This window comes from Pedococcus ginsenosidimutans (assembly GCF_039544395.1).
Taxonomy (GTDB): domain Bacteria; phylum Actinomycetota; class Actinomycetes; order Actinomycetales; family Dermatophilaceae; genus Pedococcus; species Pedococcus ginsenosidimutans.
Window position 1 is genome coordinate 175,658 of record NZ_BAABLO010000005.1, and the last position, 17,700, is coordinate 193,357.

The following is a 17,700-nucleotide window of genomic DNA, read 5'->3' on the forward strand; positions in this document are numbered from 1 at the left end:
ATGACCGAGTACGTCGTGTTGATCGTGGGGGACGCCGACCGCTGGTGGACCACCATGGACGTCGCGCAGCGCAAGGCCGGGTACGCCGAGTACGACCGGTTCGGGGCCGAGCTCGCCCGCCGGGGCCACAAGATCACCGGCGGTGCCGAGCTGCACGCCTCCGGTGAGGCCAGGAGCATCCCGGCGGGCGGCGGCACCCCGACGGAGGGGCCGTTCGCCGAGGTCACCGAGCAGGTGGGCGGGTTCTACCAGGTGGAGACCGACGACCTCGACGACCTCGTCGACTGCTGCCAGATCATCGCCGCCCTCGGTGACGGCATCGAGGTCCGGCGGGTGGTCAAGCCGGAGGACCGGCCCTCGTGAGGTACGTCGTCCTCATCGCCTACGAGCCGGGGGCGTGGGAGGCGGCCGACGAGGCGGGGCGCCAGGAGTACTTCGACGCCCACCACGCCTTCGAGCAGTTCGTCGACGAGCACGGCCGACGGCTCGAGAGCGCCGCGCTCTCGGACGCCGACCTGGCCACGACGGTCCGGCACCGTGAGGACGGCACCGCCGTCGTCTCCGACGGCCCGTTCGTCGAGCTGGTGGAACAGGTAGGTGGCTACTACGACGTGGAGCTGCCCGACCTCGACACCGCCATCGCCGCGGCGAAGCTGCTGCCCCGCTCCTACACGGTGGAGGTCCGGCCGACCGTGCGGATCGAGGGGTACGAGAGCCGGTGACCGCAGTCGCCACGGACGACGACCCCCTCGCCAGGGTCGTGCGCGAGGAGTGGGGACGCCTGGTGTCCCTGCTCCTCGCGCGGTTCCGCCGGCTCGACCTCGTCGAGGACGCGCTCGGCGACGCGGTCGAGACCGCCGCCAGGCGCTGGCCCCGCGACGGGATGCCCGACAACCCTGCCGGCTGGCTGCACACCGCGGCCCGCCGGCGGATCCTCGACCGGCTGCGTGGCGAGGCGATGGCCCTGCGCAAGGCGCCGCTGCTCGTCGTCGAGGGAGAGGGCGACGCCGCGCGGGCCGGCGCGGTCCGCGCCGACCCCGGCGACCTCGTGGAGGACGACCTCCTGCGCCTGGTCCTCATGTGCAGCCACCCCGCGCTCGACCCCGCAGCCGCCAGCGCGCTCACCCTGCGCCTGGTGCTGGGGGTGGGCACCGGCGACGTCGCGCGCCTGTTCCTCGTGCCGGAGCCGACCATGGCCGCCAGGCTCACCCGCGCCAAGAAGAAGATCGTCACGGCGGGGATCCCGTTCGCCGTGCCCTCCGCGGCCGAGCTCCCGGAACGGCTCGACGTGGTGGCCCAGACGGCCTACCTCGCCTTCACCGCCGGGTACGCCCCCGGCAGCGGTCCCGACGCCCTGCGCACCGAGCTCGCCGGGGAGGCGGTGCGGCTGGTCCGCGTGGTGCTGGGCCTGCGGCCCGGCGAGCCGGTGCTCACCGCGCTGCTGGCCCTCATGCTGCTCCAGCACTCCCGGCGTGACGCCCGCGTGGACGCCGGCGGGGCGATCGTCCTGCTGCCCGACCAGGACCGCAGCCGGTGGCACCGCGACGAGGTCGACGAGGCCCTCGCCCTGCTCGCCTCGCCCGCCCTCACCGGTCCGGTCACCGTCCAGGCCGCCGGGTACGCCGTGCAGGCCCGGATCGCGGCCGAGCACGCCATCGCCCCCGACGCGGGGTCGACCCGGTGGGACCGGGTCGTGGCGCACTACGACACCCTCCTCGCGCTCGCGCCCACCCCGAGCGCGCAGCTCGCCCGGGCTGTGGCGGTCGCCGAGGCCGAGGGGCCGCGGGCCGGCCTGGCCCTGCTCGACGGCCTCGACGAGCAGCTGCCGAACAGCCACCGGCTCCCCGCGGTGCGGGCCGAGCTGCTGAGCCGGGCCGGCGACGTCGCGGGTGCGCACGCGGCGTACGCACTCGCGATCGACCGCTGCGCCAACGACGCCGAGCGCGCCCTCCTGCTCCGCCGGCGAGAGGCGCTGGACGCCTGAGACACGGGTGTCGTGGGCAGGCGCGGACGTGAAAGGATCGGCGCGACGACGAAGTCCCGCAGATGGCTCTAAGGAGACCCCATGCCCATCGCCACCCCAGAGGTGTACGCCGACATGCTCGACCGCGCGAAGGCAGGCTCCTTCGCGTACCCGGCCATCAACGTGTCGTCCTCGCAGACGCTCAACGCCGCGATCCGCGGGTTCGCCGAGGCGGGCAGCGACGGCATCGTCCAGGTGTCCACCGGCGGAGCGGAGTACCTCTCCGGCCCCACCGTCAAGGACATGGTCGCGGGCTCGCTGGCGCTGGCTGCGTACGCCCACGAGGTCGCCAAGAACTACGACGTCAACATCGCGCTGCACACCGACCACTGCCCCAAGGACAAGCTCGACGGCTTCGTCCGCCCGTTGCTCGCCGCGTCGGCCGAGCGCGTCAAGGCCGGTGGCACGCCGTGGTTCCAGTCGCACATGTGGGACGGGTCGGCCGTGCCGCTCGAGGAGAACCTCGAGATCGCCCGTGAGCTCCTCGACGCCTGCAAGGCCGCGAACGTCATCCTCGAGATCGAGGTCGGTGTCGTCGGTGGCGAGGAGGACGGTGTCGCCAACGAGATCAACGACAAGCTCTACTCGACGCCCGAGGACGCCATCGCCACCGCCAAGGCGCTCGGCACCGGCGAGAACGGCTACTTCATGACCGCCCTGACGTTCGGCAACGTCCACGGCGTCTACAAGCCGGGCAACGTCAAGCTGCGCCCCGAGGTGCTCAAGGCCGCCCAGGACGCCGTGCACAAGGAGTTCGGCACGCCCGACGAGAAGCCGTTCCACCTCGTCTTCCACGGTGGCTCCGGCTCGACCGCCGAGGAGATCGCCGCGGCCGTCGACTACGGCGTCGTGAAGATGAACATCGACACCGACACGCAGTACGCCTTCACCCGCCCCGTGGCCGGCTACATGCTGACCAACTACGAGGGCGTCTTCAAGATCGACGGCGAGGTCGGCAACAAGAAGCAGTACGACCCGCGCGCCTGGGGCAAGGAGGCCGAGGCCGGTATGGCGGCCCGCGTCGTCGAGGCGTGCCAGCACCTCCGGTCGGCGGGCACCCACGCATGAGCGAGAACCTCCTCGGGATCCCCGAGACGCGGCTCCCGGTCGACCCCGCCGCCGCCAAGCTGGAGGAGGGCGTCGCCGCCGACCAGGTGGCTGCTGCGTACCCGACCTCCTCGCTGGCCTGGGCGACGCTCGCCGAGGACGCGCTCGCCGACGGTCGCACCGTCGAGGGCTACGCCTACGCCCGGACCGGCTACCACCGCGCGCTGGACTCCCTGCGCAAGAACGGCTGGCGCGGCCAGGGCCCGGTGCCGTGGGAGCACGAGCCCAACCGCGGCTTCCTGCGTGCGCTCGCCGCACTGGCCAAGGCGGCCGGTGCGATCGGCGAGACCGACGAGGAGCGCCGCTGCACCGAGTTCCTCCGCGACTCCTCCACCACCGGGGCGCGCGAGCTCGGCCTGTAGGCCACGTCGTACGCAGCGGGGCCGGCGCCGTGTGGGCGCCGGCCCCGCTGCTGCGTGCGGCCGTGGGCCTCAGTGCCTGAAGACGACCTCGGCGACCGCGTGCGGCTGGCCGCGCGAGGCCAGGTCGTTGCCGATCCGCAGCTGCAGCGTGTACTCGGCACCGACCCAGGTGCAGTAGCTCGACCCGGCGGCTCCCTCGCAGTGGTCGAACCGGGGCGCTGTCCCCGGCTGCGTCGCGAAGGCGTCCTTGACCGCCGACTCGGTCCCCAGCTGCGTCGCCCGGGTGCGGTCCCCCTTCACCCAGGCGGTGACGAAGGCGATGCCGTAGTCCTGCGCCGAGCGCGGGATCGCCGGGGCATCCTTGCCGGGCGGGGGCGTGGTGGGGGACGGGTCGATGGTGGGCCGGATCGGCTTGGTCGGGACGGGCCTGGTCGCGGTCGGCGACGCCGGGACGGTGGTGGTCACGATGACCGTGGCCGGGGTCTGCGTCGTGGACGCGTCGGTGCCAGGGCCGTCCGCGCCGCCGAAGGGGCCACAACCGGCCAGGAGGGCGCCGACCAGGCCGGCGGTGGCGATCGTGCTCAGCTGTCGGCGCGTGGTCATCGGGGCCCCCGGGTCGTGGACGGTGCGGTCACCAGCATGGACGTCCGGGGGAGCCGGCAGGTTGGGCTCAGGGCGTTAGGGACGGAGACGGCGGGGGGAGGGATCTGGTCGGATCCCTCCCCCCGCCGTCGCCCCCTGGGGGAGGACCGTGGTCCGTCCCGCATTGCCGTCGCCGGTGCGTCCCCTGCGTCGTCGACGAGGTGGGCTCATTGTGCATCGGGACCGCCGCAGATGGTGGCACTATGGTGCCAATGGCCAGATGATGCCGACCGCCTCCGGAGGGCCTGTGACCAGCACCGATGAGCCGCGCCACGAGGTCGAGGCGCTGTTCAGGGACCCCGTCGAGCGGCTCCAGCGCATCCTCGAGCGCGGTGAGCAGCAGCTCGAGGCGCGGCGTTCCGACCTCGCCGAGGTGCGCTACGCGCTCTACGAGCTGACCTCGTCGGGCACCCTCGGACGGGACCGGGCGGCACGGGCGGTCGAACCCCTCCCCGCGGAGCTCGCGCCCCCCGTGGTGCGGCACCTGGTCGACCACACCTCGACGATCGTGCGCCACTGCACGATGACGGTCGACGTCGGGTCGGGGCTGGACCCGGACGTCAACCGCCGCACCCGCGAGCTGCTCGGCGCGGGGGTGTTCCGCCAGCAGACGATCTACCCGATCGACATCATGGAGACCAAGACGGGACGGGCGTGGGTGCGCGCCTGGGCGGACGCGGGGGAGCAGCAGCGGCTCAGCCTCGTGCCGCCCACCGACTTCGTCGTCTTCGACCAGGACGCCGTGGTGGCGTCCGCCGTCTGGGGGGACCCCGCGGCCGACTACGTCCTGATCCGCGACCCGATGCTCGTCGCCGCCTTCACCGCCCTCTTCGACCGGTCGTTCTCGCGGGCCCTGCCGATGGCCCCGGAGGGCGCCCCCGATCCCGCCGAGGGCCAGCTCATGCGCCTGCTGGCCCTCGGTCTCAAGGACGAGTCGATCGCCCGCTACCTCGGCTGCAGCCTGCGGACCGTACGGCGCAGGGTCGCCCAGCTCATGGAGCGGCACGGGGTGCAGACGCGCTTCCAGCTCGGGGTCGCGGCCACCCGGGCCGGTCTCGCCACACTGGTCGACGACACGGACCGGTAGCCGGACGGCCTGCGACCCGGCGTCGCGCCGCCGAGCCGGAGGGTCAACGGGGCCGGGCGAGCCCGTAGTACCTGAGCTTGCGGTAGAGCGTCGCCCGGCTCATCCCGAGCTGGGCGGCCGCGTCGCCGACCGAGGACGGGTGGCCGGCCATCACCCGGACGATCTCGTCGCGCTCGACGGTCTGCAACCGCGTCAGGCGGTGCCCTGCCGGGGCCGAAAAGGCAGGGGGGAGGTGCCGCAGGTCGATGGTCTCGGCCCTCGTCGCAGCGTCCCGCACGACGCGCACGAGCTCGTCGACGTTGCCGGGCCAGTCGTGCGCGAGCAGGGCCTGTTCCGCGGCAGGCGTGAAGCCCACCTCGCGCATCCGGGCCTGGTGGGCGACCCAGTGGGCGAGCGCCATCACGTCGTCGGGGCGCTCGCGCAGGGCCGGCACGGGCACGACGGTGTCGACGAGCGGGCCCAGCGGTGCCGGGACGGCCTCGAGGTCCCCAGCGGTCACGCCCCAGGCGAGGTCGGAGCCACCGCGGACGGACCGGCTCGAGACGGCTGCGACTGCGCGCTGGCGCAGCTCGTGCGCCGCCCACGCCGGGAGGCGGTCGACGTTCTCCACGACGACCGCGGTGTCGGGTTTGGCGAGCTCCGGCGTCCACAGCTCGAGCCAGGCGTCGACGTCCTCAGGAGCGGGGACGTCGGCGCTGAGGACCCTGATGCGCGGGTGTGCCCGGCGCAGCGCCTGCCCGAGGAGGGTCGCGCGGCCCGACCCCGGCTCCCCGACCGCGGCCACGACCCGGCCCGAGCGCAGGGCTGTCGTGACGGCGTCGAGCGCATCGTCCCAGGAGGCCGACATCGACCGCGCCGTACCGGCCGCCGGCTCCAGGCGTGCCTGCTGGACGCGGAAGACACCGCCCTTGGGCGCGGGTCGCGCGGTCCGACCACCGGACCGCGCCAGCATCAGGGCCGTGGTGGTGCTCGCGGCGGACTCGGCCAGCGCGAGCAGGAGCCCCGCGGACGAGCGCGACCACGTCGTGATGTTGACGCACCCCTCGAGGCGGCCGCCGATGGGGTCGATGACCGGGACCGCGGCGCAGGTGTAGGTGCACAGGCTGGCGCTGTAGTGCTCCTCGGCCCTCACCAGGGAGGGGGTCCGGTCGGCCAGGGCGAGACCCAGGCCGTTGGTGCCGGCCTCCCGCTCGGAGAAGGCGAACCCCGGTGCCAGGTGCACCCTGTCGAGCGCGCGCAGGAGGCTCGTGTCACCCGAGAAGCGGTTGAGGACCAGGCCGTCGGCGTCGGTGAGCATGAGGCTGAGCGGCTCGTCGACCAGGGTCTGGTGCAGGCTCTCGAGCACCTCGTGGCCGCACTCGAAGAACAACGAGTCAGTGACCACCGAGCCGGCCCACGTCGGGTCGACGGTCTCGAGCGACACGCCGTACTCCTCGCTGCGGCGCCACGACGCGACCAGGCGCTTCGACGGCGCGGCGACGTCCCCGACCCCCAACGGGGCGGACACTCGCCGCGGCAGGGCGACGTCGTCGTCGGCGGTCATCGTCGACCTCCTCTCGCTGAGGTGAACGGTAACCCCGGGCGGCGCGAGGTGCGGATCCTCGGGGTCTCAAAGTGAGACAGGCCGCTTCTCACATTGAGACGCGGCACCCCTGCCTGCCCGTTCCGGCCGCTCCTAGCGTCACTGGGGTTCGCGACGACGGCGTCGCGAGAGGGAGAAGACCATGTACACGAAGAACGGCGAGAGCTACTTCATCGTCGACGCGCACATCGCCCTGTGGGACGCGCGTCCGGAGAACCTGCGCAACGAGCACGGCAAGCAGTTCATCGACTGCTTCTACGACTACCACCGCAACCTCTCCCCCGAGGAGGAGGTGTGGTCCTACGAGGACTACCTCTACCAAGGCGGACGGCGACTCATCAAGGACCTGTTCGAGGACGGCTACGTCGACCACGCGATCTTCCAGCCGGCCGCACTCACCGAGTTCTACAAGACCGGTTTCGGGCAGACGCAGGAGGCGTTCGAGCTCGCTGCCGCGAACCCCGGCAAGCTGACGTACAACCACAACTTCGACCCCCGCAACGGCGAGCAGGGCCTGGACGACCTGCGGGCCGACCACGAGAAGATGGGCTTCAAGGGCGTCAAGCTCTACACGGCCGAGTGGCACGGCGGGTCGCGCGGCTGGAAGCTCACCGACCCGTGGGCCTACCGCTACTTCGAGGAGTGCCGCAGGCTCGGCATCACCAACATCCACGTCCACAAGGGGCCGACCATCCGCCCCCTGGACCGCGACGCATTCGACGTGGCCGACATCGACCACGTCGCCACCGACTTCACCGACCTCAACTTCATCGTCGAGCACGTCGGCCTGCCGCGGCTGGAGGACTACTGCTGGATCGCCACCCAGGAGCCCAACGTGTACGGCGGCCTCGCCGTCGCCATGCCCTTCATCCACACCCGGCCCCGGTACTTCGCGCAGATCATGGGCGAGCTCCTGTACTGGGTCGGCGAGGACAGGCTGTTCTTCTCCAGCGACTACGCCATCTGGACCCCGAAGTGGCTCGTGGAGCGCTTCGTCGACTTCCAGATCCCGGAGGACATGACGGAGTACGCACCCATCACGACGGAGCAGAAGAAGAAGATCCTGGGGTTGAACGCGGCGAAGATGTACGGCATCGACGTCCCGGCCGAGCTGCGGCTGCCGGAGGCTGACGCGACCGAGACCGGGCCGCGCGACCCTGCGGCCGCCGACCTGGCGACGGTCTGAGCCATGACCGTCCTCACCTCCGAGCAGACGGTGTCGAGGGCTGCGGTCCGACGCGCCCTCGACACCGTCATCGACCCCGAGCTCGACGAGCCGGTGACCGACCTCGGCTTCGTCCGGTCGGTCGAGGTCGACGGCCCTGACGTGACCGTCCACCTGCGCCTGCCGACCTCGTTCTGCTCGCCGAACTTCGCCTACCTCATGGCCTCGGACGCCAAGGACGCCCTCACGGCGCTCGACGGCGTCGGCCGGGTGGTCGTCGAGCTCGACGACCACCACGACTCAGTCCTGATCAACGCTGGGCTGGCGGCGGACGCCGGGTACGTCGGCACCTTCGGCCACGAGGCCGAGAGCAGCCTGGAGGAGCTGCGGATGACGTTCCGCCGCAAGGCCCACACGGCAGCGGCCGAGCGCTGCCTCACCGATCTCCTGCGCGCCGACCCGTCGCTGGACGTGTCGCAGGTCGGCGAGGTGCGGTTGCGCGACCTGCCTGCCGGTCGCACCACCGATGCCCTCCTGCGCCGCCGGGCCGCCCTCGGCCTGCCGGACGGCCCCGACGCGGTGGTGCTGGTCGACCACCGCGGCGTCGGGTACGCGCCGGCCGACGTGCCCCTCGCGCTGCGCCGGGCCCGGGCCACCCGTATCTCGATCGACGGCAATGCGCACTTCTGCCGGGGCCTGCTCCGCACCCGGTACGAGGGGTCGGGCGCCGACCAGTCGCAGCGTCCGGAGGGCGCGGAGCCGACCGACCGCCACCACCTGATCCCCCTGACCGTGAAGGAGTCCCACCGATGAGCACGATGCGAGCCGTCCAGGTCGTCGGCTACCACCAGAAGCTCGAGCTGGCCGAGGTGCCCGTCCCGGAGGCCACCGGGCCGTGGGACGTGGTCGTGAGGATCGGCGGCGCCGGGGTCTGCCGCACCGACCTGCACATCCTCGAGGGCCAGTGGGCGCAGAAGTCGCAGGTCCGGCTACCCTACACGATCGGCCACGAGAACGCCGGGTGGGTGCACGCAGTCGGCTCGGCCGTCACCAACGTGCGCGAGGGCGACAAGGTGATCCTCCACCCCCTCATCACCTGCGGGCTCTGCCGCGCCTGCCGCTCGGGGGACGACGTGCACTGCGAGAGCAGTGCCTTCCCGGGCATCGACACCAACGGCGGGTATGCCGAGTACCTCCTCACCTCGGCCCGCTCGGTCGTGCGCATCGACGACTCCCTCGAGCCCGCCGACGTGGCCGCGCTCGCGGACGCCGGCCTCACGGCGTACCACGCGGCCGCGAAGGCCGCCCGGCGCCTCACGCCGCGCGACACCTGTGTCGTCATCGGCGCGGGAGGCCTGGGGCACATCGGGATCCAGGTGCTGCGGGCGCTGTCGCCCGCCCGGCTCGTGGTCGTCGACCGCAACCAAGCGGCTCTCGACCTCGCGACGTCGATCGGGGCGCACCACGGTGTCCTCGCCGACGGGTCGCAGGTCGAGTCTGTGCTCGACCTCACCGGTGGCCACGGGGCCGAGGTCGTCGTCGACTTCGTCGGGGAGAACGGCTCGACGTCCGAGGGGATCGCCATGACGCGGCAGGCGGGCGACTACCACGTCGTCGGCTACGGCGAGAACGTCGACGTCCCCACGATCGACCTCATCTCCACCGAGAAGAACGTCATCGGCAACCTCGTCGGGTCCTACAACGACCTGCAGGACCTCATGGCCCTTGCCGCGACCGGCGCGGTCACCCTGCACACGCAGAAGTACGCCCTCGACGACTTCCAGCAGGCCATCACCGACCTCGACAACGGCGCCGTCCGCGGGCGCGCCATCCTCGTGCCCTGACCGGGCGCGCCCACCAGCTCTGAGGACAAAGGAGTCCGTCATGAAGAACTACCTCGGGATCGCCGTGTCGATCGGCGTCCTGGCCGCCGCCTGGACCCAGGTGAGCGTCGCCCTCGACCTCGTCACGTGGGTGGCGTTCGCCGCCTGGGCCTGCTACTTCGCGGCCGGCGGTGGCCGCTCCGGCTTCCAGCGGGGCCTCGCCGCGAACCTCTCGGGCCTCGTCTACGGCTTCCTCGTCGCCGCATTCATCGGTGCGGTGTCGTTCCCGGGCGCGCTCGCGGTGTCGGTGGGTGTCGTCGCCGCGCTGATGTGCCTGCAGGCCGGGTGGGCGCCGCTGTCGTTCATCCCCGGCGCGTTCGTCGGGGCGGCGGCGTACTTCGGCACGGCGTTCTCGTTCTGGCCGACGGCCATCGCCCTCGTCGTGGGCGCCCTCCTCGGGTGGGCGTCGGGTGTGCTCGGGGCGAGGCTCCAGGTGGTGACGACCAGGCGGACACCCACGGCCGAGCCGCCGTCCGCCCCGGCCGCCGCCTGACCCCGGGGAGGGCACACAGATGATCCTGATCACCGTGAAGTTCCCGATCCGCGAGGACCGGCTCGAGCAGTGGCGCGAGCTGTCGGACTACTACGCGAGGGCGGTCAACGAGGAGCCGGGCTGCGTGTTCTTCGAGTTCTCGCAGAGCCTCACGCAGCCGGGCTCCTACGTCTGCATCGAGGGCTTCCGCGACTCGGCCGCCGGTGCGGAGCACATGGCCCAGCCGCACGTCGCCCGGTTCATGGCCGAGATGCCCGACATCGTGTCGGCCCAGCCGCAGATCATCTACGTCGACGCGCAGGAGGTGACCGGCTTCGGCCCGATGGGGGAGATCTCCCCGCGCCAGGGCTGAGCACACCGGAACTACCGCCGCCGCACCGTCCTCGGTGCGGCGGCGGTGGTGCGCCCGGTAGCCTTCACCGGTACGGGCCCCGCGCAGTACGCGAGGGCCCGCTGCATTTCTGCTCGACGACCGTGGTGATGGAAGAGGTGCTGGAATGCCGGCAATCGTGCTCGTGGGCGCGCAGTGGGGCGACGAGGGCAAGGGCAAGGCGACCGACCTCATGGGCTCCGACGTCGACTACGTCGTGAAGTTCAACGGTGGCAACAACGCCGGCCACACCATCGTCATCGAGAAGGACGGCAAGCGGGAGAAGTACGCGCTGCACCTGCTGCCGTCGGGCATCCTGACGCCGACCTGCACCCCGGTCATCGGCAACGGCGTGGTCATCGACCTCGCCGTGCTCTTCGAGGAGCTCGACGGCCTGGAGGCCCGCGGGGTGGACACCTCGCGCCTGCTCGTCAGCGCCAACGCCCACATCATCGCGCCCTACAACCGCGTGCTGGACAAGGTGACCGAGCGCTTCCTCGGGTCGCGCAAGATCGGCACGACCGGCCGTGGCATCGGGCCCACCTACGCCGACAAGATGGCGCGCAACGGCATCCGGGTGCAGGACCTGTTCGACGAGAAGATCCTGCGCCAGAAGGTGGAGGCGGCGCTGGCCTTCAAGAACCAGATCCTCGCCAAGATCTACAACCGCCGTGCCGTCGAGGTCGACGAGGTGATGGACGAGCTCCTCGGGTACGCCGAGCGCTTGCGCCCCATGGTCGCCGACACCTCCCTGGTGCTCGAGAAGGCACTCAACGAGGGGAAGACCGTGCTCCTCGAGGCCGGACAGGCGACCCTGCTCGACGTCGACCACGGCACCTACCCCTTCGTCACCTCGTCCAACGCGACGGCCGGTGGCGCCTGCACCGGGTCGGGCATCCCGCCGACCCGCGTCGACCGGGTCATCGCGATCCTCAAGGCCTACTCGACGCGCGTCGGCGAGGGCCCGTTCCCGACCGAGCTGTTCGACGCGAACGGCGAGTTCCTGCGCAAGACCGGTGCGGAGTACGGCACGACGACCGGGCGCCCCCGTCGCTGCGGCTGGGTCGACACCGTCGTGGGCCGCTTCTCGACGCGGATCAACGGCACGACCGACTTCGTCATCACCAAGCTCGACGTCCTCACCGGCCTCGACACGGTCCCGGTCTGCGTCGCCTACGACGTGGACGGCGTCCGGCACGACGAGATGCCCGTCAACCAGACCGACTTCCACCACGCCAAGCCGATCTACGAGGAGCTCCCGGGCTGGTGGGAGGACATCTCCACCTGCCGCACGTTCGAGGAGCTGCCGGGCAACGCCCAGGCCTACGTCCTGCGCCTGGAGGAGCTCATCGGCGCCCGGGTCTCGGCCATCGGCGTCGGCCCCGGCCGCGACGAGATCATCAGCCGCCACTCGCTGCTCGGCGACTGACGCCGGACGAGCAACCGGGCGCCGCCCCCAGAGGAGGCGACGCCCGGTACGACGCGCTGGCTGCGAAGCCCCGTGGCGTCGGTCTGCGGGACCGTCAGTTCTCGCGGCGGCGAGCGACGACGGTCAGGCCCGAGCCGACGAACAGGAGCGCGAGGCCGCCAGCGACGTAGAGCTCGGGGTCGAAGCCGGTGAAGGCCAGGGTCGGCACGGAGCTGGCTGCGCTGGTGGTGGCCTTGGCGGCCGTCTCCGTCTTCACGGCGCCAGAGCCACCGGGGCCCGCGATCTCCTCGCCGCCGGCGTTGATGACCTCGCCGCCGCCGGACGACTCGCCGCCGCCCGTTTCGCCACCGCCGGTGACGGGGCAGGGCTCACCGGCCGGGACGGCCGGGGTGACGAGCTCCTGGCTGTCGTACGCCGGGATGGTCACGACGATGTCCTCCATGTGGGAGACCTCGTCGGTGGCCGGGATCTCGGGCGTGACCAGCACCTGGCGCTCACCCATGACCGCCGGGATCTCGGGCTGGGCCGGGGTGACCACGACGGTGCGGACCCATTCGTACTCGGTGAAGGCGGGCTTCAGGACGCTGGTCTCCTGACCCACGAGCGTGTAGCCCTCGGGGGCGGCCTGGTCGTCGACCGTGTAGACCGTGTCCGTCTGGGTGGTGACGCGGGGCGCGGCGTCGCTGCGGAACCAGCCGTCGCCGGGTGCCTCGGTCGCCGAGCTGGTCCACTGCTTCTCGTAGTGGCTGACTTCGGGGGTCGTGACGGTCTCGTCCCACGCCGCGGTGACCAGCACCTGCACGGTGTGCTCGGGCACGTCGACCACGGTCTCGTCGTGCGCGGGCACATCCACGACGGACTCGGTGTGCTCGGGCACGTCGATGACGGTCTTGTACGTCGCGGCGACGACCTCGTCCCAGGCGGGGGTGATGACCGGGTGGACGTACGGGGTGACCAGCGTCCAGCCCTTGTCGTGGCCGTCGGCCGTGTTCCAGCCGAACGTCTCGTACCGGATCGTGCCCTGCTTGTTCTGGTAGGCGTAGAGGGTCATGTCGTAGACGGCGTCGTGGTGCACGGTGTGCTCCGGGACGTCGACGACCTGCTTGTAGGTGGCCGGGACCGTGATGGTCTTGTAGGTCGCCGGGACGGTGACGGTCTTGTACGTGGCCGGCACGGTGTCGGTGCGGTAGACGGCGTCGTGGTGGACCACCGTGGACGTGGCGGGCTGGTCGACGACCTTGAGCATCCACTCGTAGTCCGTGGTGGTCGTGACCTTCTCCCACTGGTACTGCGTCTGGGTGACCGCAGCGTGCTCCTTGACCTCGCCCGTGGGCGTCCAGCCGTCACCGTCAGGGCCGGTGCTGTTGCCGACGGTCCACTGCGTCTCGGTGTCAGTGACCGCGGGCACGGCCGGGACGGCAGGCGTGATGACGTACGACTCCGTCGCGTACACGGCGGGCACGGCCGGCTGGGCCGGCTGGTCGATGACCTTCTGCTGGCCGACGACGACGTTCTCGGCGTCGTGGTGGACGGTGGTGTAGACGGCCTCGACGGCCGGTGTGCCGCAGCTGGGCGCGGCGTGGGCGGTGTTGGCGATCATCAGCGGGCCGGTGGCCAGTGTCAGGGCCAGGACAGCGGTCTTGCGCGTGGACATCATGAGTTTTCCCCTTCGCAGTGTTGGTCTCCCCCACCGTCACGAACAGGTATGGAGAATCCCCGTGCTAAGGAAAGTATTAGTAAAGGAATAGTAAAGACATCAGTCTTTTATACGTAGTGACTTCACCGTTCGGCCGATGACAAACCAGGACGAAAAGGCATGAAAAGGCTGTTTCGACACGATGGCCAGGTCGCGGAATGGTCAAGCCGCCCGTCCACGGTCGGGGGACGCGGTTCCGGGCGCGCAGCCGGGAGGACGCCGGGCGCGGTGCCGGAGGTGGGCAGGGGAGAGTGGCCGGACCGTCGCCGCGAGGGGTGGCCGGACCTGGCCTGGAAGGGCTGCGGTCAGGCGGGCCGGAGCACCGTCATGCGGTGGGCGGCGCGCGTCAGGGCGACGTACAGGACGCGGATGCCGCCCGGCGACTCGGCGGTGATCTCGTCGGGGTCGACGATGACCGTGGCGTCGTACTCGAGGCCCTTGGTGGACATCGGGTCGATGACCACGACGCGGTCGTCGAGGTCGGCCAGGCCGGCGAGCGTGGAGGCGTGCCGGGTGGGGGTGACGACCGCGACGGACCCCTCGACCTCTCCGAGCAGGGCCTCGACGGCATCGGTGGCGGCCTGCCTCCACGAGCCGTCCGGAACGACGGCGTCGACCGGCTGGACGCCGGTCTCCCGCACGGCTTGGGGGATGTCGGCGTCGGGGACCGAGGCGCGGACGACCTCTGCGGCGTAGTCGAAGATCTCGCGGGCGTTGCGGTAGTTGGTGTCCATGTGGAACAGCCGCCGGCCCTGGGTGCCGAACGCCTCCTCACGAGCCCGCCCGGCCTCCGCGGCGTCGGGCCACGACGCCTGGGCGGCATCGCCGACGACGGTCCACGACGAGTACCGCCCGCGACGGCCGAGCATGCGCCACTGCATGGGGGACAGGTCCTGGGCCTCGTCGACGAGGACGTGGGCGTACTCGCCGGGCCCCTCGACGCGTCCCAGGAGCAGGCGCTCACGCGGGTCGGTCGGCGCGGTGCGGGAGGTCCGGGCGAGGGTGCCGTCACCGCCCTGCCTGGTCGCGCGCACCTCGGCCACCCCGAACTGCGAGACGTCGTCGAGCTCCTCGATCTCGTAGAAGCCGCGCTCCTCGGCGGGCGCGTCCTGCACGGTGCCCAGCCTGGCGGCCAGGTCGTCGACGAGGGCGGCGTCGGCCACCGACCACGTGCCGGTCTCCAGCGCCACCTGCATCGAGGCCGCGAAGTCGTCGCACTCCTGGGCCGCGAGCGCCCCCTGCCCGTGGCGGCGGGCCAGGGCCGGGTCGGCGAGCCAGAGGAGGACCTCGCGGGGGTCGACCTGGGGCCACCACTGCTCGAGGAAGGTGTCCACCTCGAGGTGGTCCTCGAAGCGGTCCATGAACTCGGCGCGGTCGCCCTCGCGGACGCTGGCCCAGGCTGCCTCGGCGAGCTGGGCCCGCACCGCCTTGGCCGCGTTGTTGCGCTGGTGACCGCGGAGCACCTGGCTGCGGATGCGGTCCAGGGCCGGGGTGTCGACGCGGACGGCCTTGCCGTTGACGAAGGCACGGAACTGCTTCGGGGCCCCGGGTGGGCTGTCCGCGGCCGCGCGGGCGAGCAGGCGCCGTATGCGCAGCGAGCCCTTGGTGGCGGCCACCGCCGGCGGGTCCAGGCGCACCGCGGTGACGCCGTCGACGACGTCACCGAGGGAACGCAGGGTCACCGACTCCTCGCCGAGTGAGGGGAGGACGCGCTCGATGTAGGCGGTGTAGGCGGAGGAGGGGCCCACGACGAGGATGCCGCCGGACTCGAAGCGGCGCCGGTCGGAGTAGAGCAGGTAGGCGGCCCGGTGGAGCGCCACGACGGTCTTGCCGGTGCCGGGGCCGCCGGTGATCTCCGTGACGCCCCGGGCCGAGGCGCGGATGGCCTCGTCCTGGTGCCGCTGGATCGTCGCCACGATGTCGCGCATCTGCGCCCCGCGGCTGCGGGTCAGGGCGGCGAGCAGGGCGCCGTCGCCGACGACGACGAGGTCGTCGGGCGCCTCCGCGACCATGAGGTCGTCCTCGACCCCCACGACGTCGGGGCCCTTGCAGCGCAGCACCCGGCGACGCAGGACGTCCATCGGCTCGACGGGGGTGGCGCGGTAGAAGGCGGCAGCCGCGGGTGCTCGCCAGTCGACCACGAGGGGCTCGTAGTCGTCGTCGCGGACCCCGAGCCGGCCGATGTAGCGCGTCTCGCGGTCGGGGGCGGCGCCCTCCCGGCCCAGCGCGTGGTCGAGGTCGAGCCGGCCGAAGACCAGGCCCTCGTACTGCGTGTCGAGGGTGGAGCGGCGGCGAGCAGCGTTGAACACCAAGGCGTCCCGCTCGAACAGGCCCGTGAGCTCCTCGTCGCGGACGTCGCCGGTGCGGTCGGTGCGCCCCCGGGCCAGGCCGTCGGCCTCCACGAGGCCGGCACGCGCCTGCGCCTTGGCGAGCTCGGCGTGCACCAGGTCGACGTGAGCCTGCTCGATGGCGATCTCGCGTGCCACCTCGGCGGTGGTCGCCTTGGAGGTCGTGTGGTCCGGAGCGGTCACGGTGGTGACTTTCTTGTCGTACGGCCTGCTCGTCCTGCAGAGAACGCACGAGTCTAGCCACCTGGTCCGACGCTCCTTGGCCGGATCCCACGAGGTGGCGGGACGGGGGCCGCAGCCCCCGGCGGCCGGGCGGCGGGGGGACCCGGGCGGCCCTTCTACAGCAGCCCGCGCCGGGCGGCCTGCACCCCTGCCTGGAAGCGGGTGGCGGCACCCAGCTGGTCCATCAGGGCCCGCACCCGGCGCTCGACGGTGCGCTGGGACACCCCCGTCTGCCGGGCGATCGTCGCGTCCGGCGCCCCGGCGGCGAGCAGCGACAGGATCAGCTGGTCGCGCTGCTCCGCCGCTGCCCCTGCACCGGGCCGGCGCAGGGGCGACCCGAGGTCCCACAGGTGGTCGGCGAGGGCGATGAGGGCGAGCACCAGGGGCCGCGACCTGACCAGGGCCGAGCCGGAGCCCGTCTCCTCGAACGCGCTCACGTCGACGACGGCGGCCGCGTCGTCGACGATGACGCACGAGAACGGGACGCCGGTGGTGAAGCGGGAGCGCTCACCCCCGCGCTCGCGCGCCTCGAGGATGGTGAGCACGTCGGGGGCCTCGAGAATGCGGCTGTCGTAGACCGAGGTCATGTCGAGCACCCGCCCGCCGGCGCCGCGGCTGGGTTCCTCGTGGCTGTGCAGGGGGCTGGCGAAGATGGCGGCGGTGCGCGGGGAGGGCGCCCGGAACGTGCGCACGATCTCCTGGCCGGCTGCGATCGCATCGGCGGTGACGGCGGCCACCTCGTCGAGGGAGTTGAGGATCCGGATGGAACCCGGGTCGGGAGCCGTGGACGCCGACCGTGCCTGGAAGAAGACCTGGGCCAGCTCGTGGGCGGCGGACCGGGTCTCCCGCGCGCGGCGTTCGTAGGTCAGTGCGAGGGTGGGCAGCGAGATGTCGGGTGGCACCACCTCGACGACGCCGCCCCCGTGCAGGCGGACGAGGCCCCTCTCCTGCAGCACCCCGAGGCAGCGGTCGACGACGTCGGACCGCATCCCCTGGGCCACGAGCAGCGACCGGGAGGGGTCGGGGTGCTGCAGCGCCGCGAGGTAGACCCGGGTCACCGCGGCATCGGCGTCGCCCTCGGGTGGCTCGAGGGCGAGGGCCAGGGCGGGCTCCTGCGCGGCGGGTGCCGAGAGGGCGCCGTCAGCAGCCATGAGCCGGCAGACGTGGGGTCGTGTGGGACCTCGTGCCCAATGCTCTGCTCCTCCCGGGCGCGTGTGGGGACCATGCTGCTGTCCTGTCGAGATCCCGTCAATGGCGCAAGTCCGACAGGACAGGGCTTTACGGGCGCACG

17 protein-coding genes are annotated in these 17,700 nt (G+C 72.2%); 12 read left to right on the forward strand and 5 right to left on the reverse strand.

Annotated elements, in window-relative coordinates; genetic code table 11:
• From ABEA42_RS09750 to ABEA42_RS09770, 5 genes are all read left to right on the forward strand, one after another.
• On the forward strand, window positions 1-363 hold the full coding sequence (locus ABEA42_RS09750) for a YciI family protein (RefSeq protein ID WP_345502869.1): 363 nt from the start codon (window positions 1-3) through the stop codon (window positions 361-363).
• Window positions 360-722: a YciI family protein gene (locus ABEA42_RS09755; protein ID WP_345502870.1), complete on the forward strand. Its 363-nt coding sequence runs from the start codon at window positions 360-362 to the stop codon at window positions 720-722. Before ABEA42_RS09750 ends, ABEA42_RS09755 begins: the two co-directional genes overlap by 4 nt.
• Window positions 719-1,984, forward strand: coding sequence for an RNA polymerase sigma factor (locus ABEA42_RS09760; protein WP_345502871.1), 1,266 nt, complete (start codon window positions 719-721; stop codon window positions 1,982-1,984). Before ABEA42_RS09755 ends, ABEA42_RS09760 begins: the two co-directional genes overlap by 4 nt.
• Before the next feature lie 81 nt (window positions 1,985-2,065).
• Entirely contained in the window at window positions 2,066-3,091 is a 1,026-nt protein-coding gene (gene fbaA / locus ABEA42_RS09765) for a class II fructose-bisphosphate aldolase (RefSeq protein ID WP_345502873.1), read from the forward strand.
• Window positions 3,088-3,492, forward strand: coding sequence for a DUF3151 domain-containing protein (locus ABEA42_RS09770; RefSeq protein ID WP_345502875.1), 405 nt, complete (start codon window positions 3,088-3,090; stop codon window positions 3,490-3,492). Before fbaA ends, ABEA42_RS09770 begins: the two co-directional genes overlap by 4 nt.
• Window positions 3,493-3,561: 69 nt before the next feature.
• Here ABEA42_RS09770 and ABEA42_RS09775 read toward each other — a convergent pair whose 3' ends face one another.
• Window positions 3,562-4,095: a hypothetical protein gene (locus ABEA42_RS09775; RefSeq protein ID WP_345502877.1), complete on the reverse strand. Its 534-nt coding sequence runs from the start codon at window positions 4,093-4,095 to the stop codon at window positions 3,562-3,564.
• A gap of 286 nt (window positions 4,096-4,381) precedes the next feature.
• Here ABEA42_RS09775 and ABEA42_RS09780 point away from each other — a divergent pair, with 286 nt between their 5' ends.
• Window positions 4,382-5,221, forward strand: coding sequence for a helix-turn-helix transcriptional regulator (locus ABEA42_RS09780; protein ID WP_345502879.1), 840 nt, complete (start codon window positions 4,382-4,384; stop codon window positions 5,219-5,221).
• A gap of 43 nt (window positions 5,222-5,264) precedes the next feature.
• Here the strand turns inward: ABEA42_RS09780 and ABEA42_RS09785 are convergent, their stop codons facing one another.
• Window positions 5,265-6,764, reverse strand: coding sequence for an AAA-type ATPase lid domain-containing protein (locus ABEA42_RS09785; RefSeq protein WP_345502881.1), 1,500 nt, complete (start codon window positions 6,762-6,764; stop codon window positions 5,265-5,267).
• Between the two features lie 181 nt (window positions 6,765-6,945).
• Here ABEA42_RS09785 and ABEA42_RS09790 point away from each other — a divergent pair, with 181 nt between their 5' ends.
• From ABEA42_RS09790 to ABEA42_RS09815, 6 genes are all read left to right on the forward strand, one after another.
• Window positions 6,946-7,989 carry an amidohydrolase family protein gene (locus ABEA42_RS09790; RefSeq protein ID WP_345502882.1) on the forward strand — a complete coding sequence of 348 codons (1,044 nt, stop codon included), beginning with the start codon at window positions 6,946-6,948 and terminating at the stop codon, window positions 7,987-7,989.
• A 3-nt stretch (window positions 7,990-7,992) separates the two neighbouring features.
• The gene (locus ABEA42_RS09795) at window positions 7,993-8,781 is read left to right on the forward strand and encodes an iron-sulfur cluster assembly protein (protein ID WP_345502883.1); all 789 of its coding nucleotides are present in this window, start codon (window positions 7,993-7,995) and stop codon (window positions 8,779-8,781) included.
• A complete protein-coding gene (locus ABEA42_RS09800) occupies window positions 8,778-9,812 on the forward strand; it encodes an NAD(P)-dependent alcohol dehydrogenase (protein ID WP_345502885.1) in 1,035 nt (344 codons plus the stop codon). Before ABEA42_RS09795 ends, ABEA42_RS09800 begins: the two co-directional genes overlap by 4 nt.
• A 40-nt stretch (window positions 9,813-9,852) precedes the next feature.
• The gene (locus ABEA42_RS09805; RefSeq protein WP_345502887.1) at window positions 9,853-10,344 is read left to right on the forward strand and encodes a DUF1097 domain-containing protein; all 492 of its coding nucleotides are present in this window, start codon (window positions 9,853-9,855) and stop codon (window positions 10,342-10,344) included.
• Between the two features lie 19 nt (window positions 10,345-10,363).
• Entirely contained in the window at window positions 10,364-10,696 is a 333-nt protein-coding gene (locus ABEA42_RS09810) for a putative quinol monooxygenase (RefSeq protein WP_345502889.1), read from the forward strand.
• 145 nt (window positions 10,697-10,841) lie between these two features.
• Window positions 10,842-12,143, forward strand: coding sequence for an adenylosuccinate synthase (locus tag ABEA42_RS09815; RefSeq protein ID WP_345502890.1), 1,302 nt, complete (start codon window positions 10,842-10,844; stop codon window positions 12,141-12,143).
• A gap of 94 nt (window positions 12,144-12,237) precedes the next feature.
• Here the strand turns inward: ABEA42_RS09815 and ABEA42_RS09820 are convergent, their stop codons facing one another.
• The 3 genes from ABEA42_RS09820 to ABEA42_RS09830 all read right to left on the reverse strand — a co-directional run bounded on the left by ABEA42_RS09820 (window position 12,238) and on the right by ABEA42_RS09830 (window position 17,560).
• Window positions 12,238-13,800, reverse strand: coding sequence for a hypothetical protein (locus ABEA42_RS09820; protein ID WP_345502891.1), 1,563 nt, complete (start codon window positions 13,798-13,800; stop codon window positions 12,238-12,240).
• A 344-nt stretch (window positions 13,801-14,144) separates the two neighbouring features.
• Window positions 14,145-16,370, reverse strand: coding sequence for a HelD family protein (locus ABEA42_RS09825; RefSeq protein WP_345502892.1), 2,226 nt, complete (start codon window positions 16,368-16,370; stop codon window positions 14,145-14,147).
• A 155-nt stretch (window positions 16,371-16,525) separates the two neighbouring features.
• Window positions 16,526-17,560 carry a helix-turn-helix transcriptional regulator gene (locus ABEA42_RS09830; RefSeq protein WP_345502893.1) on the reverse strand — a complete coding sequence of 345 codons (1,035 nt, stop codon included), beginning with the start codon at window positions 17,558-17,560 and terminating at the stop codon, window positions 16,526-16,528.
• Between the last annotated feature and the right edge of the window lie 140 nt (window positions 17,561-17,700).